Annotated in this window: 16 protein-coding genes and 1 tRNA gene; 7 read left to right on the top strand and 10 right to left on the bottom strand. The window is 64.6% G+C overall.

The genetic code is table 11. The features are described from left to right. Position 1: 1 nt before the first annotated feature. From Pla175_RS19335 to Pla175_RS19310, 6 genes are all read right to left on the bottom strand, one after another. Positions 2-1,114 carry a DegT/DnrJ/EryC1/StrS family aminotransferase gene (locus Pla175_RS19335; protein WP_145289146.1) on the bottom strand — a complete coding sequence of 371 codons (1,113 nt, stop codon included), beginning with the start codon at positions 1,112-1,114 and terminating at the stop codon, positions 2-4. Between the two features lie 2 nt (positions 1,115-1,116). After that, a complete protein-coding gene (locus Pla175_RS19330; RefSeq protein WP_145289143.1) occupies positions 1,117-2,061 on the bottom strand; it encodes a hypothetical protein in 945 nt (314 codons plus the stop codon). Positions 2,062-2,248: 187 nt separating this feature from the next. Next, positions 2,249-3,268 (bottom strand): dTDP-glucose 4,6-dehydratase, encoded by a 1,020-nt coding sequence (gene rfbB / locus Pla175_RS19325; RefSeq protein WP_145289140.1) that lies wholly within the window; start codon positions 3,266-3,268, stop codon positions 2,249-2,251. Continuing rightward, positions 3,243-4,286: a PIN/TRAM domain-containing protein gene (locus tag Pla175_RS19320; RefSeq protein WP_145289137.1), complete on the bottom strand. Its 1,044-nt coding sequence runs from the start codon at positions 4,284-4,286 to the stop codon at positions 3,243-3,245. Before Pla175_RS19320 ends, rfbB begins: the two co-directional genes overlap by 26 nt. A gap of 120 nt (positions 4,287-4,406) precedes the next feature. Next, the gene (locus Pla175_RS19315) at positions 4,407-4,976 is read right to left on the bottom strand and encodes a hypothetical protein (RefSeq protein ID WP_145289134.1); all 570 of its coding nucleotides are present in this window, start codon (positions 4,974-4,976) and stop codon (positions 4,407-4,409) included. Between the two features lie 237 nt (positions 4,977-5,213). Then, positions 5,214-5,990, bottom strand: coding sequence for a uracil-DNA glycosylase (locus Pla175_RS19310; RefSeq protein WP_145289131.1), 777 nt, complete (start codon positions 5,988-5,990; stop codon positions 5,214-5,216). A 284-nt stretch (positions 5,991-6,274) separates the two neighbouring features. Here Pla175_RS19310 and der point away from each other — a divergent pair, with 284 nt between their 5' ends. Further along, a complete protein-coding gene (gene der / locus Pla175_RS19305; RefSeq protein ID WP_145289126.1) occupies positions 6,275-7,639 on the top strand; it encodes a ribosome biogenesis GTPase Der in 1,365 nt (454 codons plus the stop codon). Between the two features lie 46 nt (positions 7,640-7,685). Here der and Pla175_RS19300 read toward each other — a convergent pair whose 3' ends face one another. The 4 genes from Pla175_RS19300 to Pla175_RS19285 all read right to left on the bottom strand — a co-directional run bounded on the left by Pla175_RS19300 (position 7,686) and on the right by Pla175_RS19285 (position 12,049). After that, positions 7,686-9,434, bottom strand: a complete 1,749-nt coding sequence (locus Pla175_RS19300; RefSeq protein WP_145289124.1) for a LamG-like jellyroll fold domain-containing protein — start codon at positions 9,432-9,434, stop codon at positions 7,686-7,688. A 314-nt stretch (positions 9,435-9,748) separates the two neighbouring features. Beyond that, on the bottom strand, positions 9,749-10,606 hold the full coding sequence (locus tag Pla175_RS19295) for an IS3 family transposase (protein WP_145285714.1): 858 nt from the start codon (positions 10,604-10,606) through the stop codon (positions 9,749-9,751). Between the two features lie 17 nt (positions 10,607-10,623). After that, positions 10,624-10,923, bottom strand: coding sequence for a transposase (locus Pla175_RS19290; protein ID WP_231953889.1), 300 nt, complete (start codon positions 10,921-10,923; stop codon positions 10,624-10,626). A 61-nt stretch (positions 10,924-10,984) separates the two neighbouring features. After that, a complete protein-coding gene (locus Pla175_RS19285; protein WP_145289121.1) occupies positions 10,985-12,049 on the bottom strand; it encodes a sulfatase-like hydrolase/transferase in 1,065 nt (354 codons plus the stop codon). An 855-nt stretch (positions 12,050-12,904) separates the two neighbouring features. On the opposite strand from Pla175_RS19285, the gene Pla175_RS19275 reads away from it, so the two are divergent. From Pla175_RS19275 to Pla175_RS19250, 6 genes are all read left to right on the top strand, one after another. Further along, positions 12,905-12,978, top strand: a tRNA-Val gene (locus Pla175_RS19275). A gap of 108 nt (positions 12,979-13,086) precedes the next feature. Then, positions 13,087-14,193, top strand: coding sequence for a tyrosine-type recombinase/integrase (locus Pla175_RS19270; protein ID WP_145289114.1), 1,107 nt, complete (start codon positions 13,087-13,089; stop codon positions 14,191-14,193). 839 nt (positions 14,194-15,032) lie between these two features. Beyond that, complete coding sequence (locus Pla175_RS19265; RefSeq protein ID WP_145289109.1) at positions 15,033-15,257, top strand: DUF1580 domain-containing protein; 225 nt, start codon at positions 15,033-15,035, stop codon at positions 15,255-15,257. A gap of 168 nt (positions 15,258-15,425) precedes the next feature. Further along, on the top strand, positions 15,426-16,151 hold the full coding sequence (locus Pla175_RS26200; protein WP_197527000.1) for a hypothetical protein: 726 nt from the start codon (positions 15,426-15,428) through the stop codon (positions 16,149-16,151). Between the two features lies 1 nt (position 16,152). Then, positions 16,153-17,916: a DNA polymerase gene (locus tag Pla175_RS19255; protein ID WP_145289105.1), complete on the top strand. Its 1,764-nt coding sequence runs from the start codon at positions 16,153-16,155 to the stop codon at positions 17,914-17,916. 710 nt (positions 17,917-18,626) lie between these two features. Beyond that, on the top strand, positions 18,627-19,604 hold the full coding sequence (locus Pla175_RS19250) for a plasmid pRiA4b ORF-3 family protein (RefSeq protein WP_145289102.1): 978 nt from the start codon (positions 18,627-18,629) through the stop codon (positions 19,602-19,604). Positions 19,605-19,987: the final 383 nt, after the last annotated feature.

The raw sequence follows: 19,987 nt of genomic DNA, 5'->3' as shown, positions 1-19,987 counted from the left end.
TTCAGGCAGCGGCCCGCATCGGCGTCTCGCGACGCAGCACGCGGCCGATCTTGGCGATCTCCGTTTGGCTTAGCCCCGGGAAGCTCGGCAGGTTCACCCCTCGGCTCCCCAGGTCGTCCGCCACCGGCGTGCGGCGGTAGCTGCGGACGTACATCGGCATCGTGTGGACCGGGTAGAACAGCGGCCGCGTCTCTACACCGGCTGCGCGTAGGTTGGCGCGGAGGGCGTTGCGGTCGCCGGCGCGATCGACCAGCAGGCTCACCATCCAGTGCGAATGGACGGCGCCCGCGGGTTCCGCCTGGAATTCATACCGGTCCGCCAGCAGCCGGCGGTACTCGGCCGCCACGGCGGCCTTGCGGGCCAGCGTCTCTTCGATGCGCTCAAGCTGCGCGCACCCGATCGCGGCGCAGATGTTGGTCATCCGGTAGTTGTAGCCGACCACGTCGTGCCAGTATTCGCGTGCGTGGGCGAGCCCCTGGCCTTTCAGGTGGCGGCACCGCTCGGCGAGGTTGGGGCTGTTGGTGACGACCATCCCCCCCTCGCCCGTGGTGATGGTCTTGTTGCCGTAGAAGCTAAAGATCGCCAGATCGCCAAACGTGCCGACGTGCCGGTCGTTTACCTTTGTGCCGATCGCCTCTGCGCAGTCTTCCACCACCAGCAGGCCGTGCTGCTGGGCGATCCCCATCAGCGCCGTCATGTCGCAGGGGCAGCCGTACAGGTGCACGGGCATGATGGCGCGCGTACGTGTGGTGATCACCCGCCGCACGTCGTCGGGGTCCATCGCCCATGTGCCGGGGAGCGAGTCGACAAACACGGGCGTGGCGCCGGTGTAAGCGACCGCGTTTGCGGACGCCACGTAGGTGAGCGTGGGGACGATCACCTCGTCGCCCGGCCCGATCCCTAGCGCCAGCAGCGCCAGGTGCAGGGCGGTGGTGCCGTTCGACACGCTCACGCCGTGCTCGCAGCCGACGTAGGCGGCGAACTCTTGCTCGAAGCGGTCGACAAACTCGCCCCGCGCAGAGACCCAGCCCGTGTCGAGGCAGCGGTTCACGTACTCTTTTTCCCGCTCGCCGATCTCCGGCTCGTAGACCGGCGTGGTGATGGGGCCTTCCATGGCTACAACGCGAGGGCTTCGCGCACCGAGATTGTTTGCGATGTTTCTACGTTTACCACCGGCATGTCGGCGATCAGCTCGAGGCATTCGTCCGCACGACGCAACAGCATCTGCCCGTCGGCGCCGCGGGCCTCGCGGAACCGTGAGGGGACGTGCGCCTCGGCCGGCGATAGCGTCGGCAGCGGCACGCCCAGCGACGGGTGGACGAAGTAGGCGTTGTTGCCGGCCGAGTTGCTGCCGACCAGCCGCAGGCCGCGCTCGGCCGCCAAGCGGGTGAGCGCCGCTAGCGACGCCCCGGCGTACAGGCCGCTGTAGTGGGCGTCGAGCCGACGGAATGCGGGGTCGTACGGCACCGTGATGGGCGCTGTGGGGCCGAAAGCCGAGATGTACTCGCACACCAGGATGAGCGGCTCGACGGCGGTGAGCGCTTTGAGCACCCAGTAGTCGGCGCCGTCGATGTCGACGCTCAGCAGCCCGAGCCGGCCTGTGTAGCCGTGCTCTTCGAACAGCGGCCCGATGCTCTCGGCCGTCACAAAGGCCGCAACGGCGGTCAGGTCGTACCGCCAAAAATCTTTGCGGCCACGGATTGTATCGATGTGCGCCTGCGAGCCGTCGATCACCAGCCCGGACCAATTGTCACGGGTCATCAACAACCGCGTGTTCGACTCGCTGTAGTCCTCGACCCCAAACTCCGCAAAGCGTCGGCACTCGGCCGGCACGAACGAGGTCAGGTAGGCGATGATGCCGTCGTCGCCGAACTGCGAGAAGACGCGGTGTTCGAAACCCTGAAGGCCGAGAGACGGGTCCGTCTTGGTCGACGCGAGCAGCCGAGACAGCAGCACGCCGTTGATTTCTTCTTGTGAAACCGCTCCCAGGGCCGTGGGACCAGGGCCGGGCGACCCCTGCCGTGGGCGGGCAGAGCGGAAGACGCGGGAGACGGAGCTCATGCTGGCGCGGATTAGGGATGCACGGGGCGGGGCAAGTAGGAAGGTGGTCTAACGGAACAGGCGCGGTGGGGTCAAGGTTTGTTCCGAGTGACCGCAAGCGGGTCTGGCCCCTAGCGTTCAATAGCTGCCGACCTACGGTCGGCGCGCCCGACAAAAGTTTCAACGCGCGCCGACCGTAGGTCGGCAGCTATTGGGCGCTAGGTTGGGCTATTTCTGCGAGCACAATCTCTTTCAATCCCTCGGCAAACGTGCGCCGGGGGCGCCACCCGAGCTGCGTGCTAGCTTTGCTAGAATCGACCGCATAGCGGCGGTCGTGCCCGGGGCGATCGGCGACAAACGCGATCTGCTGGCGCGTGCTCGCGCCGGCGCTGCGGGGCCGCAGCCGGTCGACGGCGTCGCAGACCTCGTCCACTACTTCCAGGTTCGTCAGCTCGCACCCGGCGCCGATGTTGTAGTGCTCTCCCGGCCCGCCTTGCTCGAGCGCCTGCCAGATCGCCTCGCAGTGGTCGTCGACGTGCAGCCAGTCGCGGACCTGCCGCCCGTCGCCATAGATCGGCAGCGGCCCGCCCGCCAGCGCCTGGCAGATCATTTTCGGGATGAGCTTCTCCGGGTGCTGGCCGACGCCGTAGTTGTTCGACCCGTGCGTCGTGACGGTCGGCAGCCCGTACGTCTGATGGTACGCACGCACCAAGCAGTCCCCTGCGGCCTTCGAGGCGGCGTACGGCGAGTTGGGCCGGTAGGGGGAGTCTTCGGTGAACCGGCCCGGCGGATCGATCGAGCCATACACTTCGTCGGTCGACACCTGCACGAAGCGGAACCGGCGTTGGCCCTCGGCGTCCAGGCGCCGGAAGTGGTCGAGGGCGCTCTTGAGCAGGACGTGGACCCCCACGATGTTCGTGTGGACGAAGGGGTCGGGCCCCACGATCGAGCGGTCGACGTGCGACTCGGCCGCCAGGTTAACGATCGCCGTCGGCCGGAACTCGTCGATGAGCCGCGAGACAAGCACGCCGTCGGCGATGTCGCCTTCTACCAGGCGGCAGTCGGCGGCGGGTTCGCGCCGCGCTGCGTACGTCATCAGGTCCAGGTTCAGCACGCGTGCGCCGCGCTCCGCCAACGCCCGGCGCACCAGCGCCCGGCCGACGAACCCGCAGCCCCCCGTCACCAGCAGGCGGGGGCCGCCGCTAACCCCGTCGCGAACGCCCGCCATCGCCGGCCCCCTCCACCCGCGCGAACACCATCCGCCCGGCGCTGGTCTGCAGCACGCTGGTCACCTGCGCCGCGATCGGCTCGCCGACGTGGTCGCGGCCCCCCTCCACAACCACCATGGTGCCGTCGTCGAGGTAGCCGACACCCTGGCCCGATTCTTCGCCCGGCTTGATGATCCGCACCTCGATTTTCTCGCCCGGCAGGAACACAGGCTTCAGCGCGTTGGCGATGTCGTTGAGGTTCACGACGCCGACGTTCTGCAGCCGGGCGACCTTGTTCAGGTTGTAGTCTCCCGTGACCACCTTGCCGTCGAGGTGTTTGGCCAGCAGCACCAGCTTCTGGTCGACCTGCTGGTTCTCAAACTCGGGGAGCTCGCGGTCGAAGATCTGCAGGTCGACGTGCGCGTCGGCCCGCAGCCGATTGAGCACATCGAGCCCGCGGCGGCCGCGGTTGCGGCGCAGTTTGTCGCTCGAGTCGGCGATGTTCTGCAGCTCGGCGATCACGAACTGCGGCATGATCAGCGGGCTATCGATCACCCGCGTCTCCACGAAATCGGCGATCCGCCCGTCGATCACCACGCTGGTGTCGAGCACCAGGGGACGCAGCCCCTTCACCTGCTTGGCGAACTCGACGTACGGGATGATGAAGCGGAAGTCGTCGCGCGTCTGCATCAGCACCGCGATGCACAGATAGCACAGAACCATCCCCAACAGCAGCGGCGTCCAGACCGCCACCGGCGAGTCCCCCTTGGGCAGCACGGGGCTCAGGGCCAGCTTGATGACGTACGTAAGAAACAGCCCGATAATCAGCCCGACGTAGACGCTGGTGATCACGTCGAGCTGTTTGCGCTTCACCAGCACGTCGGCCGTGATCGTGCCGACCGCGAGCGCCATGACCCCCAAGAAGGCCGCCCAGGGGATCCAGGCCGGCTCCTTCGGGAGCGCCTCGGACTGGATAAGCTGCACCCCGAGGCCGGCGGCCACCATCAGGAAGACGAGCCTTACGATAATCAGCGCCATGGCAGCTGGGCGGGGTCGCGGTCGGGGATGAAGGATAATTGTCCTAGCTTACCCAGAACCGAGCCGCCGCGTCGAAACTCCTCGTCGGACGCGCCCAGGGGGGCGTCCCGAGCCGGAGATTTACATCGGCGCCGTGGGCAGGTCGCGGCGGTAGGGGGGCTCGCGTCGCTGCGGAGCGGTGTCACCCGTTTCTTCTTCCCACAGCTCGCGGTCGGCGTCGCTGGCGTAGTACCGCAGCCAATCGGAGGGGTCGCTGTCGGCGCCGGAGCAGTCCCAATGCAGGTAGGCCCCGCCGCGTTCTAGTTTCTTCTCGTACGAGGGGAGGATGTCGCGGATCACCAGGGCGTACAGCTCGCGGTCGGTGAGGTGGTCGGTGAAGTCGAGCACCACCCGCTTCTGGAACAGCCGCTCTACGACCTCCAGCAGGATGTTATGAAGCTGGTTGGGGCCAAGCCGGCGCGGATCGGGGGGGTCCAGCGGTGGGTCGAACCACGCCCGGATCGGCTCCATCGGAGCCCGTTCCCACTCAAGAATCGATTCCAGAAAGTCGTTCTCCACAGCGGTTGGCATCCGCTGGGTATCGACCCATGCGATCGACTCGTCTAACAGCGGCTCCAGCTCGTCCCGTAACCGCGCATTGCGCAGCAACTGATCGACCTGCTCCGTCTTTGTAGGCTTCGGCAGATACATCGCGACAGCGAGGCTCGTGGAGGAAGGTCGGGGCGTCAGCGGTGTGGCGTTTTCGCACGCCATGTTTCGACTTTACCAACGCCACGCCTAAGCCGAAAGCGATTGAGAGGGGTTCTTGCCGTATCCCAGAAGATGCTTGAATGCGCGACCGGAACGAGCGGTAAGGTCGTGCCGTTGGGTCCGCGTAACCGGCAAAGTCGCTGCCAGCAACGCTGCCGCCCCGGCTGGACGATGGGGCTAGGCCACCGGCCTGCCCATGGCGGCCATCAGACGCTTCATGTCCTCCCACGTGTCGGCCTTGGCGGCCGGATTCCGCAGCAGGTAGGCCGGGTGGTACGTGCACGCCACCTTCACGCCCCGCCAGTCGTGCATTTGGCCCCGCAGCCGCCCGATGGTGGTGGTGGTCTCCAGCAGGTTCTGGGCGGCCACGGCGCCCAGGCAGCAGACAAACTCCGGACGGATCAGGTCGAACTGTCCCAACAGGAAGGGGCGGCAATTGTGAGACTCCTCGGGGAGCGGGTTGCGATTCCCTGGGGGCCGGCACTTTAGCACGTTGAGGATGTACACCTCGTCCCGCGTCATCCCGCAGGCCTCAATGATCTTCGTCAGAAGTTGCCCGGCCTTGCCTACAAACGGCTCGCCGGTGCGGTCCTCGTCGGCCCCCGGCGCTTCGCCCAGGAAGCACAGCCTTGCTTCTGGATTACCGACCCCAAACACCGTCTGCGTGCGTGTGCGGGCCAGCTCGCCGCACCGCGTGCAGCCGCTCACCTGGGCCTGCAGGACCGACAGCGAAGCCGCGTCGGCCGGCGCCACGCTGTCGCCACCAGTCGCCGCGGCCTCCGGCCGGGGCTCGGTTTGTGCCGGGGAGGCCGCCCGGGCGGCGGTGTACTCTGCGGCGGGCCGCGGCGTAGGGGCCGCTAACGGGGGCGCCTGGGCCGCGGCGGGGGGCCTTGGCACGTGGCTCACACCGGCCGCTAGGAGGTCTTCCAGGCGTTGTACGAGCGCGCGAGGCATGAAACACCGGGCGATGATCGTGTCACTGAGCCGAACCCGCCGCCCGGCCCCTTCGCCGGTTTTAGGCTCCCAACCGCGCAGCGGCTACTCCCCCAGCGTCGCCGGAAGTAAGATGGTCCCTGGGCGAGCGAGCGGCACGAACGCTTGGGCCGCTTCCCCCCGCCCCGGGCCGCAAGGTCCAAACCCCAGCCCCGGGCCGCCAGGCCCAAACCCAGCCCCGGGCCGCAAGGCCCAACCCCCGCGGCGCCGCCGCCATCCCCGGGCCGCAAGGCCCAGGCCCCCCCATGGGTATCCCTCAGGTTGCTATCGTCGGTCGCCCCAACGTGGGCAAGAGCAGCCTGCTCAACTGGCTGGCGGGGCGGCGTATCTCCGTAGTCGACAACAACCCAGGGATTACGCGCGATCGGATCGTCTACCTGATGGAGCACGACGATCGCTTTTTTGAGCTAGTCGATACCGGCGGCATGGGCCATATCGACACAGACAACCTCACCGACGACATCGAGAACCAGATCACCCAGGCGATCGACGTCGCGTCGCTGATCGTGTTCGTGGTCGACACCCGTTCCGGGGTGTTGCCGCTTGATCAAGAGGTGGCGCGGCGCCTGCGCTACCTCAAGACCCCCATCCTTTGCGTCGCCAACAAGACAGACGACGAAACCTTCGACGCCGCCGCCGAAGAGTTCTTCCGCCTCGGCCACGGCCGGCCGATCAAGGTCAGCACGCTGCAGAACCGCAACCGATCGGTGCTGCTCAACCGCATCCTCGCCCAGCTTCCCGCCGCCGACGCAGAGGGGGGCGAGACCGACGACCCAGAGATGAAGGTCGCTATCGTCGGCCGCCGGAACGTCGGCAAGAGCACCTTCGTCAACTCGCTGGTGCAGGCCGAACGGATGATCGTCAGCGAGATCCCGGGCACCACCCGCGACAGTGTCGACGTGCGTTTCGAACTCGATGACAAGGCGTTCGTCGCCATCGACACCCCCGGCATCCGCCGCGCCCAGAGCCGCGACAACATCGACTTCTACGGCTTCCACCGCGCCCAGCGCAGCATCCGCCGCGCAGACGTGTCGCTGCTGTTCCTCGACTGCACGGAACGCGTCAGCAAGCTCGACAAGCAGCTAGCCGACTACATCTCGCAGGAGTACAAGCCCTGCATCTTCGTGGTGAACAAGTGGGATCAGCTCGCCGGCACGATGCCGACCGAGAAGTGGGTAAACTATATCTCCGACACATTCCGCACCATGCGGTACGCCCCGATCGCGTTCATCACCGGCCAGACCGGCAAGAACGTCAAGGCGCTGCTCAACCACGCCCAGATGCTGTTCAAGCAGTCCCGCTCGCGGGTGGGCACGGGCCAGCTAAACCGCATGCTGCGTGCGGCCATCGAAGAGAAGGCGCCGCCGATCTACCAGAACCGCCGCCCCAAGATCTACTACGCCACCCAGGTGGGCGTGCAACCCCCCACGATCGTGCTGTTCTGCAGCCAGCCCGCCGCGCTCACGCCGCAGTACCAGCGCTTCCTGCTGAACCGCTTCCGCGACGAGCTGCCCTTCCCAGAAACGCCGATCAAGCTCTACCTGCGCAAACGCGAAGCCAGCGACCCCCGGGACGAGATCGATTCGCAGCTTGAGGCGCGACCGAATTAGGGACGCGCCCCTCTGACCCGTTTCTTTGAACGCGGGCAGCCTAGAGTCAGGCCGCCCCCGGCGCCACGCCGCGGAAACGTGCGACAGCAGCCAGTCGCAGTCCGCCGAGAGCCAGCGCCAGCAGGACGAGTGAGCCCGGCTCAGGAACAGCCGCCGATGCCAGGGCGGCGGCGGCGCTTCCGGGAACAGACTGCCCCAAGTGGTCGCGCCAGACCGTGTAGTCCGCGGAGTTGACGACCCCGTCGCCGTTGCCATCGGCCAGGTAGGAACTTGTGCCGAAGTCGCGTTTCCAGAGCAGGTAATCCGCCTGATCGACCATCCCGTTTCCATCAAAGTCCCCAGGGATCAGGCCGGGCGCCGCGGTGAGCACCCGCAACTCAAAGAAGTCGCTGGCGGTCGCCGTCATGCTCACGGTGAGCGTCCGCAGATCGGAGGAGAGAGAAATCGTCGCCAGGTCGTCGATCGCGAGCCCCTTCCCGGAGAGGCTGTAGCGGCCAATAGCCCCCAGTACTTTGTCGGTGGCGGTCAGCGAAGCGTCAGACACCAAGAGCCCGAGCACAGGCGCGGCGAACGTGAAGGAGCCTTCGACGACTCCGGTTGCAGCGCTCGCCAGTGCGTCAAAGTGGATCAAGTAGCTGGAAACCTTCTGTCCCTGCGATAGATTGCCGCCGGGGAGTGCGGTTCCATTGATCGCGTAAGAGCCGCCCGCCGTGGGCTTTAGGTCGACCGCCAAAGTAGTCTTCAGCGTATCGAGCCGCTCGTGCAGCACAGTCATGCTGCCGCCGGTCTCAAAAACGTCGCGTGACACGTCGGAGGGCCGTTCGGTAGCCAGAAACGCGTTCCCCCCTGCCGCTAGAACGCCCCACCCAACCGGCGCCAGGCGGAGGTTGTATTCGCCGCGGACCTCGGCGTCGGAGAGGGCGTAATTGCGGAAGTGGATCTGGCTGAGGTCCGCCGAAAGCCCGCCGCCAGAGAACGGCCGCGTGCCGGCGGGCCCGCTGTTGCCGCCTAGATTGGCAGCGGCCACCTTGCCGATGGTGGCTAGCGCGTCCCCCTGGTTAATGTAGCCGTCCCAGTCGATGCTGCCGGCGGCGCCGAGCACGCCGTTCGTCCGACCGAGGAGTGCACCGTTGACGTACACAGCGGTGTAGCGGTCCGTTGGCGAGTCGTTGATCACACCGACAATATGGATAAACTCGCTCGTTGGATTGACGAACTGGTCGAGCGCCACGGTCGTGGTGAGCGATTGTCCGTCGTCTCCCAGGGCGCGGAAGCGCAGGTCGTTGAATCGTCCGTTCGCGTCGGCATCGCCGACCGTTAGAGACAGCCCTTCAGTGGTATGGCCTGATTCGAACAGCGTTTGCTCTGCCGCCAAGTCCTTAAACTTCACCCACAGTTCGAAGGTCGCAGAACGGTCGTGATCGATTTTGGATGCGGGGAGCAGGTTGCCCACGAAGGAGTCCCCGGAGTCTCCAACGTGGAACGACGCCGTGACCATTAGGTTGTTCGGCGTGAAGCGAAAAGCCTGCGAACCTAGCCCTGGTTGGTGCGGTTGGGATTCCAGTGCAACGCGGGGAGTGTTGGCGCCTGACCACCCGGCGGTCACCCAGTGTTCTCGCTGGTAATCGTCAACGTTGGTCTGGGATCGCCAACGCGTGATCTCCGGGGGCGCACCCCAAAGCGTGGTGTTGTTGCCGGGGTGGTCCGCGTTCCAATCTAGATGGATCGGAACGCTCACGTCGTAGGCTAGTATCGCGTCGGTTGACTGCAGCCAGTTCCGGAGCAATCCTAGCATTTCGTCCCGCTTTTGAGGCAGTTGGTTGGCTAGGTTAAGAGGACTGTTAAGTTGGTTCGATTCCGTGAGGCTTTGTGCAAGGTCAAATAAGTACACTTTGTCCGGCAGTCCGCGTCCGCCGTACTCCAAAATCAACTTGTAGTCGCCTAAGCGAACGGCCGAGCTCGGAACGCTGCGGTTCGGCAGCGTTGCGTCGTTGTAGTGTGGCGAGTGGAAAAACAAGGCTCCCTTATCGGCATATTGTCTCTCGAGAAAGTCTTGGCCCGCTGGAAGTTCGCCTGAGGTGGTGCGGAATTGACGGACAGGTGAGGAGCTTAATTGGCCGGCCGTTTGATGTTCTCGAATTGGTGGGGAGAGAGGTAGCTGAGAGCGGAGTGCTTTCTTTCGAGGTTGTAGTAGGCGACGTAGCTGGCGATCTCGCCACGCGCCTCGGCATGGTCTTGGTACTCGGTCATTTCGAGTTCGGTCTTGAAGGTCCCGAAGCAAGATTCCATGAAGGCGTTGTCGTAGCAGTCTCCGGCGCGGCTCATGCTCTGACGCATCTCGGCGCGTCGCAGCACGGCCCGGTACTCGGCGCCCGCGTACTGGCCGCCCCGATCGGTGTGGTGGATCAGCCCAGCGCCCGGGCCACGTGAGCGGATCGCGGCGGTAAGCGCCGCCAGCACGAGTTGTTCGGTCATGTCTTGGCCGAGCTCCCAGCCGACGATGCGCCGCGAAAAACGGTCCATCAGTGTCGCCAGGTAGCTGAACACCCCGCCGACGATCGGCACGTAGGTAATATCTCCCACCCATAGTTGGTTGATGCTCGTTGGCTGCTCGGCCTCCAAGAGTAGGTTGGGGCTGTAGCCCAAGCGGTGGCGGCTCTCGGTGGTGCGGGGCTTGTAGGACTTCGGCTGGATTGCCCGCAGGCCCTGCATCTCCAGTAGCTTCGCGACGCGACGCCGGCCGCACGCGTGGCCCATGTCGCTGAGCTCCGCGGCGATCCGACGCGCCCCGTAGCGGCGGCTGTGCTTCTGGAAGACCGTACGCACCAAGGGCAGCAGTTCCGAGTCCTGCTCGTCACGTGTTGTCGGCTCGGCCCGACGCCAAGCGTAGTACGCGCTGCGGCTCACGCCCAAGATGCCGCAGGCCTCCTGCACCGACGCGGCGTTGATAGCGACGATCGCTTCCATGGCGGCGTAGACCTCCGTTACTCGTTGCGGCCGAAAATAATCAACGCTTTTTTTAGCACGTCCCGCTCACGCTCGACCCGACGCAGCTCGACCTCCAGCTCATGGACACGCGTCTCCAAGGCGCCCGCCACAGGCCCGCTCTCGGCGAGCAGCTCACGCTTCCAGCGGTACAGCACGTTGGCGTGCGACACCCCCAGACGCTCGGCTACTGAACTAGCCTTGTGACCGTCCAGCAGCATCTGCACCGCTTCCTGCTTGAACTCTGGAGTGAATACGCGGCGTCCCGACTTTGCGGGCTGTGGCTTCTTGCGTGGCATGGCGGCAATCCTTTCGCCGGCCATTCTAAGCTCCTCACCTGTCCGTCAATTCCGCACCACCTCAGCCGTTGTTGAATAGCACCGGGGTCAAACTGGCTCCCTCGACACCAAGTGGGAGAGAAGTGTTTCCCGCTAGTTCGCTTATTGTGGAGTAGAGGTCGGCGGTGGAGGTGGGCACATGGCTCACCGTACCAGGCGAGATCCCCGGTCCGCGGATAATGAGCGGTACGCGTATTCCGCCCTCCCACAGATTGTTCTTTCCGCTGTAGAGCGGTGAATTGTTTGAAATGCCCGCCGAGGCGCCATTGTCTGACGCGTAAATAACATACGTGTTGTCGGCGATGCCGAGTTGATCGATGCGGCTCAGCAGAGTGCCGATGCTCGTGTCCAGGTCCTCGGTGAACGCAGCGTACACCGGGTCTGTGTGGATCTGACCGGGCGGCAGGGCCTGGTACTTCGCGATCGTGGCTGGGTTGGCAACGATCGGAGCGTGCACCGCGAACTGGTCGAGCTGAATGAAGAATGGCTTATTGGCGACCACGCTTTCGGACATGTAGTCAGCCGCGATGTTCGCCCAGCCGAAGGCGCCGGCGGGGTCTTCTGGAGTCCACGCGCTCCCGGAATTGTTCTTAGCGAATCCTAGCTGAGTCGCCCCCGGGTAGACGTGCCATTTCCCCACGTGGGCGGTGTAGTAGTTCGGGTCTGCCGCCCGCACCTGCTTTGGCAGTGTTGGCTGGCTCACCTCAAGTCCAGCCCAGGGTTCAGGGGTCAATGCGAAACCGTCGTGCGCCTCTCCCAGATACCCCGGCACCGTGATGGACGTCATCCGCACCTGAGCCGGGCTCCTACCAGTGAGCAGCGCCGCCCGAGTTGGCGAACAGAGTGCCGCTGCGGAGTAGGCGTCGCTGAAACGCATCCCCTGCGCCGCTAACGCTTCGAGGTTGGGTGTTTGATAGTAGTCGCTCTTTGAGAGTGGGTTATTGGGGTCCATCCTTACCGACGTGCCGTTCCACGACTGGTCGTCGACCAAGATCAGCAAGATATTCGGCGCGCCTACTGCCGATGCGCTTCCCAAGTAGGAGAAGAGAGAGCCGAGAAAGAAGGCCGTCCAGCCGAGTGTCCGCATCGAAATATGTCCCGAAGAGACGGCAAGAATTAGTAAGAAGCACTATCCGCAACGGATACCAACTAACGCACTCGATGCGCACACCCCAACCGCCGGACTTTCCGCGAGCAATCAGACAGCGGACGCAGAGTGCCGTGCGACTGGCGCCAAAAATAGAGATACTCCGCCACCGCGGCCCCAAATCGAGACTCGGGCGTGCCGGTGACTAAACCGCTGCTCGCCCCCCAGCTACTCTCTCCGTCGACTCTAACTAGCGTCGAGGAAATCCTCAAGCTTCCCGCACAAATTGTAATGCAGGGGGCTTGATGGGCGATGGCTTCGAGCAACGTCGACTTGGAGCGATTCTGACGCTTCTCAGGCGTCCCGAACAGGCGGAGGCATGCAGCGGCTTTCAACCGACGAGGCGCTGCCTGCCTACTGACGCGATGGCGAATCAGCGCTCGCGGCGGAAGCCATATCGCGGGCCCCGGCGTCGCGGGCCTTCTCCGGCTGATTTGCCAGAGCGACAATCACCCCCACAATCCAGGCGGCTAAAAAGCCGAAGACTTCGCCGTAATAGATGACTCCCCGCCACTTGTCTGCGGTTCGGCGGGTGGGCAGGTCGGGCCGTACCCCAGCAGCAATTCGCGTCATCGCTCGGCTCACAACAATGGGCTCCGTCCAGCGCTCGCCGCGGCTCCTTGCCGCCGACCACCGCGCTACCAACACGAATTACACCGGCAATTCTCATTCTTCGCAAGCCGGGTCCGCTTCGAATTGCCTTCGAACCCCGGGGGCGGGTTGCGGGAATGGATGAAAATGCTACCTTACGTAGCCCGGCTAAGCCCCAGTACTAAGGGCAGCGAGCCGGTTCGAGGGCGCGTAGCTCAGTTGGTTAGAGCGCTTGCTTGACATGCAAGAGGTCACAGATTCGAGTTCTGTCGTGCCCACTTAGCGTAAGTACTTAGGCGATCGAGAGTTCCGATACCTGTCCACAGTGGGCAGAGCTGCCTGTAAGCGAAATTCTAGGGTAATTCGTACCCTAGGAAGGAATCGCCATGGCACGCTCTCCCTCTGTCCCCGCGTATTCTCTCCATAAGCCCAGCGGCCGGGCCGTGGTCAAGGTCAAGCAGCGCAGCATCTACTTGGGCGAATACGGCTCTCCGGAGAGCCGCCAAGCCTATGCCCGGATCGCGGCCGATCTGATGGCAGGCTGCGAGCCAACGCCGCCTCAGCAGCCCGGCGGGACTCTCCCGGTCCGCGCGGTGACCATCGGCGAAGTCGTCAATGCGTACGCAAGGTACGCGTCTGGCTACTACCGCAAGAGCGGTAAGGCGACCAGCGAGATCGCAATCATCGACGCGGCACTACGGCATCTTGGTCCCTATCGCGACCTGCCCGCCGCCGCTTTCCGGGTGACCGACATGCGGGCCACTCAAGAGCGGATGGCGAGCGCCGGGCTCGCCCGACCGACCGTGAACAAGTACCAGAACCGCATCGTCCGCGTCTTCAAGTGGGCGGCGGTTGAAGAGCTTATCCCCGCAGCGGTCGCTCAGGCGCTCGTGCTGCTTCCCGGGCTGCGTCGCGGACGCACCACCGCATCCGAGCCCGCCCCAATACTCCCGGTGGACCAGGCCGTTGTTGACGCGACGCTTCTGGAACTGCTGCCGGCCGTTGCGACGATGGTGCGGCTCCAGTTGAAGACGGGCATGCGCCCCGGCGAGGTCGTGCTGCTCCGACCGTGCGACCTCGACCGCACCGGCGAGGTGTGGCTCTACCGACCCTCCACACACAAATGCGAGCACCACGGCACGGGGCGCATAGTCTTCTTGAACGCCGCCAGTCAGACGCTACTCACTCCGTACCTCTTTCGTACGCCGACGGAGTACTGCTTCCGCCCCGAGCGGTGGTCTCCGAAACCCGTGGCCCAACGCCGCTACGATACTGCAAGCTACGGGAGGTCGATTCGTCGCGCCGCCGAGCGTGCGGGCGTACCGCCATGGTTCCCGAATCAGCTGCGGCACGCATTCGCTACGCAGGTCCGCGCGGCCTTTGGGCTTGAGGCAGCGCAGGTGCTGCTGGGACACAGTCGGGCGGATGTCACCCAGCTCTATGCTGAAACTAATGCTGCTCTCGGGGCGGCCACTGTACGCGCGATTGAATGAGAGGGCGTCGACAATCGCACCTCCGCCTTGCATCCGGGGGGGGGGGGGGGTCGGGCTCGGTGCAATCGAGGATAGACTGATGCCTGAAGAGCGTTACCGCCCAGACGGAAAGCCACTCTTGCCTAACCAGTATGCGGGCGACCCCCAGTACTTGCGGCATGCAGCCTCGGGGGGGGACCTATCGGACGTGGAGATTGAGAATCCCTTTTCGTTCCCCGAAGCCCTAACGGACATTAACAATGAAATCGCAGATCTGCTTAGGCAGCTTAACCACCAAGAAATACCAGACGGCGAGACTCTAAGTGCCGCGCACTCCCAGCTGCAGGACCTACTGGGAGCAAAGAAGTCTCTTGATAATTGCACGAGACTAATGACGACAATTTGGGACGGCTCGCATCAGTCTGCAAAGGCGTTGGCCGAGTTGTGGAAGTGGTCTTTGGCTTTTGGCGCGACGTGCGAACGGGCGGAGTGGCGCCCTTCTCAGCCAATGCTCGTGACCGGGGCAACCACTTGTGATGCGCGAAGTAGTGGGGGCAGGGCCACCGCCAAGCTATACCCACAAGAGTGGCAACTTGTTGTCACTGAACGGAATCGCCGCGCCCGAACGTCGAACAAGAAAGCTGCAGCAATCGAAATAGCTTACGAGCTATCTACGGGTGATTTCACCGGCATCGATCGCAGCGTCAACCTGAGTGCGGAAACCATCCGCAATAAGCGTGTGCTACGCTAAGCGTTCTACTTTAGTTGTGCATTTTGCATAGCGTCCGCCACGGCGACGCTAGAAGCCCATCACACTTCTCGGGTTGGTAAATCCCACCCCCCGTAAGTGAGGCTTCCTAATGCTTCCTGTTTCTGCCGGCGACCAGCTTCTGCCCGTCGCAACCGCCATCGAGCGGGCGATCGGATACCGCCCCCACGGATCGACGTGCACGCGCTGGACGCGGCGCGGCGTGGGGGGGGCGAAATTGCCCGTCGCCTACGTCGGCGGCCGACCCAAAACTACCGTCGCAGCGGTGCTGGAGTTCGTCAACCGGCTTTCCACCGACGCGGACGCGAGCGCGTAGTTGTCCCTCGCCCCCGGCGCCGCTCGCGGCCCGCGGCATGGGGGCGTTCATTTCTCGGGTGGCGCTTGGTCCCGCCCCGGTACGTCACTGGGACGAGAAGCCTTCCCTTCAGCTTTCTTCAACCCTGCCCCCGCTGCACAGCACCGGGAGCGAATCAGGAACTTAATTATGAGCTCTGCGAACAAGTCCGACAGCCCCGCCCCGGAGGTCGCCACCTCCGTCACGGAAGGTGGCGACTCCACCACCACCTCCATCGTCACCGCCACGGCGACTTCCCCCGTCCTGAACCCCGGGTCCGTGCCCGAAGCCCTCGAACTTCCTGAGAAGGTGGACACCGCCGGCGCCGGGTTCCTCGAAACCCTGCGCCTCAGCCAAGACTTCACGCAGACCGGGGGGACGTACGAAATCTTGTCGAAGGTCCCGCTCCAGAAGCCGAACAAGCACTGGTTCGTCCGGGTCAACCCGGACCCTGCGTGGATGATGGAGGTGCTACTGTTCGAGGATGAATCCCTGGGCGAAAAGGCCTTGTACGTCGTGGACCGCCGCGTCGCCCATCTGCTGGAGGATGAGTGCATCCGCGGGTACGTGTTCCTGGGGATCACCTCCCAAGGGGTCTGCTTCGCCTGGCCGGCGAAGGGGTACGCCGATGATGGGTCGATCAACCAGTGGCACGAGTCGGCTCTGAAGGCGGTGGGAACTGCGCGGGAGCAGTGGGTGCGCGTCCGCGCCCACAAGCCCACCAACAGTTACAAGCTGATCGGTTCCCGGAAGGTCCTCCCTGATCCGGCGTGGCCCCAACTCACCCCGGAGGAACTGTTCGGGCTCGCGCTCAAGGACCACGTGATCGACCGCGAAGACCACCCCGCCATCCAGCGGCTGATGGGGGAGGCCTAGGATGCCAACCACCTACTCGGAGGCCTGGGCTGTGGACTTCGAGTACAAGTCCGACGCCGGTGAGCGGCCTGTCCCGACGTGCATGGTCGCCCTGGAGCTAGTCTCCGGGGCGGCCGTGCGTCTGGGGGCGGCGGAGTTGGGCTCGCTAGACCGGGCGCCGTTCAACACAGGCGATAACGTGCTGTTTACATGCTTCTTCGCCCCAGCCGAGCTGGGCTGCTTCCTAGCCTTGGGGTGGCCACTTCCCGCGAACGTCGTGGATTTGTTCGCGGAGCACCGGGTAGCCACCAACGGGCTCGAAACGCCCGGCAATAGCTTGTTGGCGACGCTGCGCTGGCATGGGCTGGCGGGCATCACCGCTGCCGAGAAGATCGGGATGCGGGCCCTGGCGATGCGTGGAGGCCCGTACACGGACGCCGAGATGGAGTCGCTGCTCGACTACTGCGAGTCGGACGTGCGTGCGCTGGTGGAGCTGTGGCCGAAGATGCTGCCCACCATCGACCTGCCCCGTGCGCTGCTGCGGGGGCGTTACATGGCGGCTGTGGCCAAGATGGAGCACGCGGGAATCCCAATCGACGTCGAGACGCTCGGACGACTGCGGACCCACTGGGAGGCGGTGAAGCTCCGCCTGATCGCCGAAGTGGATCAGGGCTTTGGATTCTACGACGGTAAAACTTTCAAGTTGGATAGGTTCGGGAGCTGGCTGGCCGAGAGGCGGTACGACTGGCCCCGTACCGACTGCGGCCGACTGGCGGTCGATAAGGACACGTTCAAGGACCAGGCGGCCATCCACCCTGAGCTGGAGCCTCTGCGTCAGCTAAGGACCTCTGTTGGCCAGATGAATCTGTTCGACCTTGGCGTCGGGGCCGATGGCCGCGCCCGGTGCATGCTGTCGCCCCTCGCCGCCAAGACGGGGAGGAACGCGCCCAGCACCGCCGGCTTCGTGTTCGGTCTGTCCGGCTGGCTACGTTCCGTGATCAAGCCCGCTGAGGGCCGCGCACTCGCCTATGTCGACTGGGGGCAGCAAGAGCTGGGCATCGCGGGAGCGTTGTCGGGGGACCCGGCCCTAATGGCGGCCTACCGGTCTGGGGACCCGTATTTGGCTTTCGCGGTTCAGGCCGGCCTGGCTCCGGCGGACGCCACCAAGCAGTCCCACGGGGCGGTGAGGGACCTCTGCAAAGCTGCGGTGCTGGGCGTCAACTACGGGATGTCGGCCCAGTCCTTGGCATCCCGGATCAGGAGGCCGACAGCGTATGCGCAGGACCTCTTGGACCGTCACCGCGAGGCCTATCCCGTGTTCTGGAAGTGGAGTGAGGCTGTGGTAGATCACGCCATCCTAAACCGTTCGATCCATTCGACGCATGGGTGGACCCTGCACGTCCGCGGTGAGCCCAACCCTCGTTCGCTGATGAACTGGCCCATGCAGGCGGCCGGCGCCGAGATGCTCCGACTGGCATGCATCCTGGCGACGGAGGCGGGCATCAGCGTCGTCGCCCCAGTGCATGACGCCCTGCTAGTGGAGGGCCCCACGAAATCGATCCAGGAGGTCGTGTCCGCGACTCGGGACGCTATGGCGCGTGCAAGCCGTTTAGTGTTGGACGGGTTCGACCTAACGACCGACGCGGAGACCATCACCTACCCCGAGCGTTATCGAAGTGAGAAGGGGGGGGCGCTGTGGGGTTCCGTTACGGCGATTTTGGACGACCTGGACGGCGTGCCACCGTGCACGCCAGGGACGGTTAGCGTGCGTGCCGGGGACGGTTAGCGTGCACGCCGGGGACGGTAAGCGTGCGTGCCATGCACACCGGGGTCTCTCTTTATAAGTCTCTTAATAAGTCTTTGTGAAAGTCTTAGAAGTAAAAGGTAGGGGTAGGGATATGTTTGGCGGGATAGAAGATGTCCTCCGCGCTGTTTCGGAGAACAGCCCAACGAAGCGCCAGACGGCCCCTTTCATCAAGGGACCCCTGCCCCTGCTTTGGGTTAATACCGCTGCGTCCCTCCCCGGTAAGGCGCTGGCTGTTGGACTCGCACTCTGGTGGCGGTTCGGACTCACCGGCGACAACCCGGTGAAGCTAACCATGGACCACTGCCAGCGGTTTGGCATCAAGTCCCGCAATGGACGCAAGGCAGCGATTAACGCACTCAAGGGCGCCGGCCTGCTGGAGGTCGAGCTGTCTTCCACCAAGGCTCCCCGAGTCACGATTCTGGACGCTGGTAAGCCCGTTCTACCGCGGACAACCAAGGCATCACGCAGTCAGTCGAATTCGTGCCCCCCGCAAGAAGAAACCACGCAACTACTCCATGACCCACACATCCCCCCCTGAGCCCGTCGCCGTGCCGGCGTACGTCCGGCTCGGTTTGGCGTGAAAAGGTCGCCGCCGCGTTCACGTGGGCGAGCGGCCGCGTCGCTCGTCCGTGTTCTTCACGTTCTCGTTCGTGTTTTCATTGGAGTTCTAATTACTCAGGAGCGTTTCGATGTCACGCAAAAAGAAGAAAGACACCCCAAACCCGCCCAAGAGACCGTCCGAACTGGTCCTCCCGATCAAGCTCTCCCCGGAGCAGCGGAAGCCCTTCCTCGACAACCAAGCCGTGAGGCCTGGGGTCAAGCGGCGCCTGCGGGACGCCGGGGACGGGGTCCAGACGATCGGCGTCACCCGCAAGGAGTTCGAGCAGCTCTACGCCGTCGCGGTCGAGTTGGGTCAACGACCGGGTGACAAAGACGACCCCGACGTGGTTGATGCCCTCTTCGAGCTGCGGGACATGGCCGGGCTCATCGAGGAGTTAGACTGTGGGCAAGCTTATGCATTATCCCGGATCGAGGCCGCCTGGAAACGGCAGCGGGTGTTCGAGTTCGTGGTCATGCTGCGAGGGGAGTTCCCCACAATCTGGCGGCGGATCCAAGTGAAGGACTGCACCTTGGAAACGCTCGACCTGCACTTCGCGGCCGCAATCGGCTGGGCGCGCCCCACGCAGCACCGGTTCGAGATCGACGGCCGGACCTACGTCACGCACGACCCCGAGGACGAGATCGGCTACGACCTGCAATTCTACGAAAACTTCCGCGACGAATCGCGGACGACCCTGCTCGAGCTCTTCCGTGAGTCGCCGGTCCCGGCGGACTGGCGCTACTATCGCGGTCGCTACACGATGTCACTACACGAGGTGCGGTTCGAGGGCTCGCCCGCGGTCGATCGGAGGGCGACCTATCCGCGATGCCTGGGTGGACAGGGCGCAGCCCCAATGAAGGAGTGTCACAATGCCAATCAGCACGCGGACTACGTTTACGCCAGGCGGAACCACCGGACCTACAACGGTCAGTATTACGGTATCCCGTTTAACCCGGAGAAGTTCGACCTGCCAAGCGTCAACCGCCGCTTGAGGGCGCCACAGACGCCTGCCGCCCGGCAAGTAACTCTCCACGCGGTGTACGCCCCCCAGAAATGGTATCCGTGAGGCTGTCGTGTTGGGGGCGACTTGGAGCGGTGATTCGCCGCGGGCTCGGGCGTCGCTGGTCAATGGAACTGAAGATAGCCCATTGGGCGCTACGGAGACTCAGGCGCCACACCTCCTCGCACCAGATCGCGGGAGGAGTTGGGCCACGGGAGAATGTCCTAGGACGCCCGCAACGCTGTGAGTGGGGGGGGGGGGGGGGGGGGCGGATGTCCCTCTCCTCCACACCCGACCTCAGAGGACCGCACACCGTTCACGCGGAACGCCACGTGCGCCCACAACGCGCTGCGCGCGCGTAGGCGCGTTGGGCCGCGGAGGCGCCCTCCCAGCCGCCCTTGGGCCCAAGTGCGCCCCAGCGGGCGCGTGGGGGCCTCTGGCGGCCTCTT

Source organism: Pirellulimonas nuda (assembly GCF_007750855.1).
In the GTDB taxonomy this organism is placed as follows: Bacteria; Planctomycetota; Planctomycetia; order Pirellulales; family Lacipirellulaceae; genus Pirellulimonas; species Pirellulimonas nuda.
Note: the sequence above shows the minus strand (reverse complement) of the source record. Positions and strands in the feature narration are given on the sequence as shown.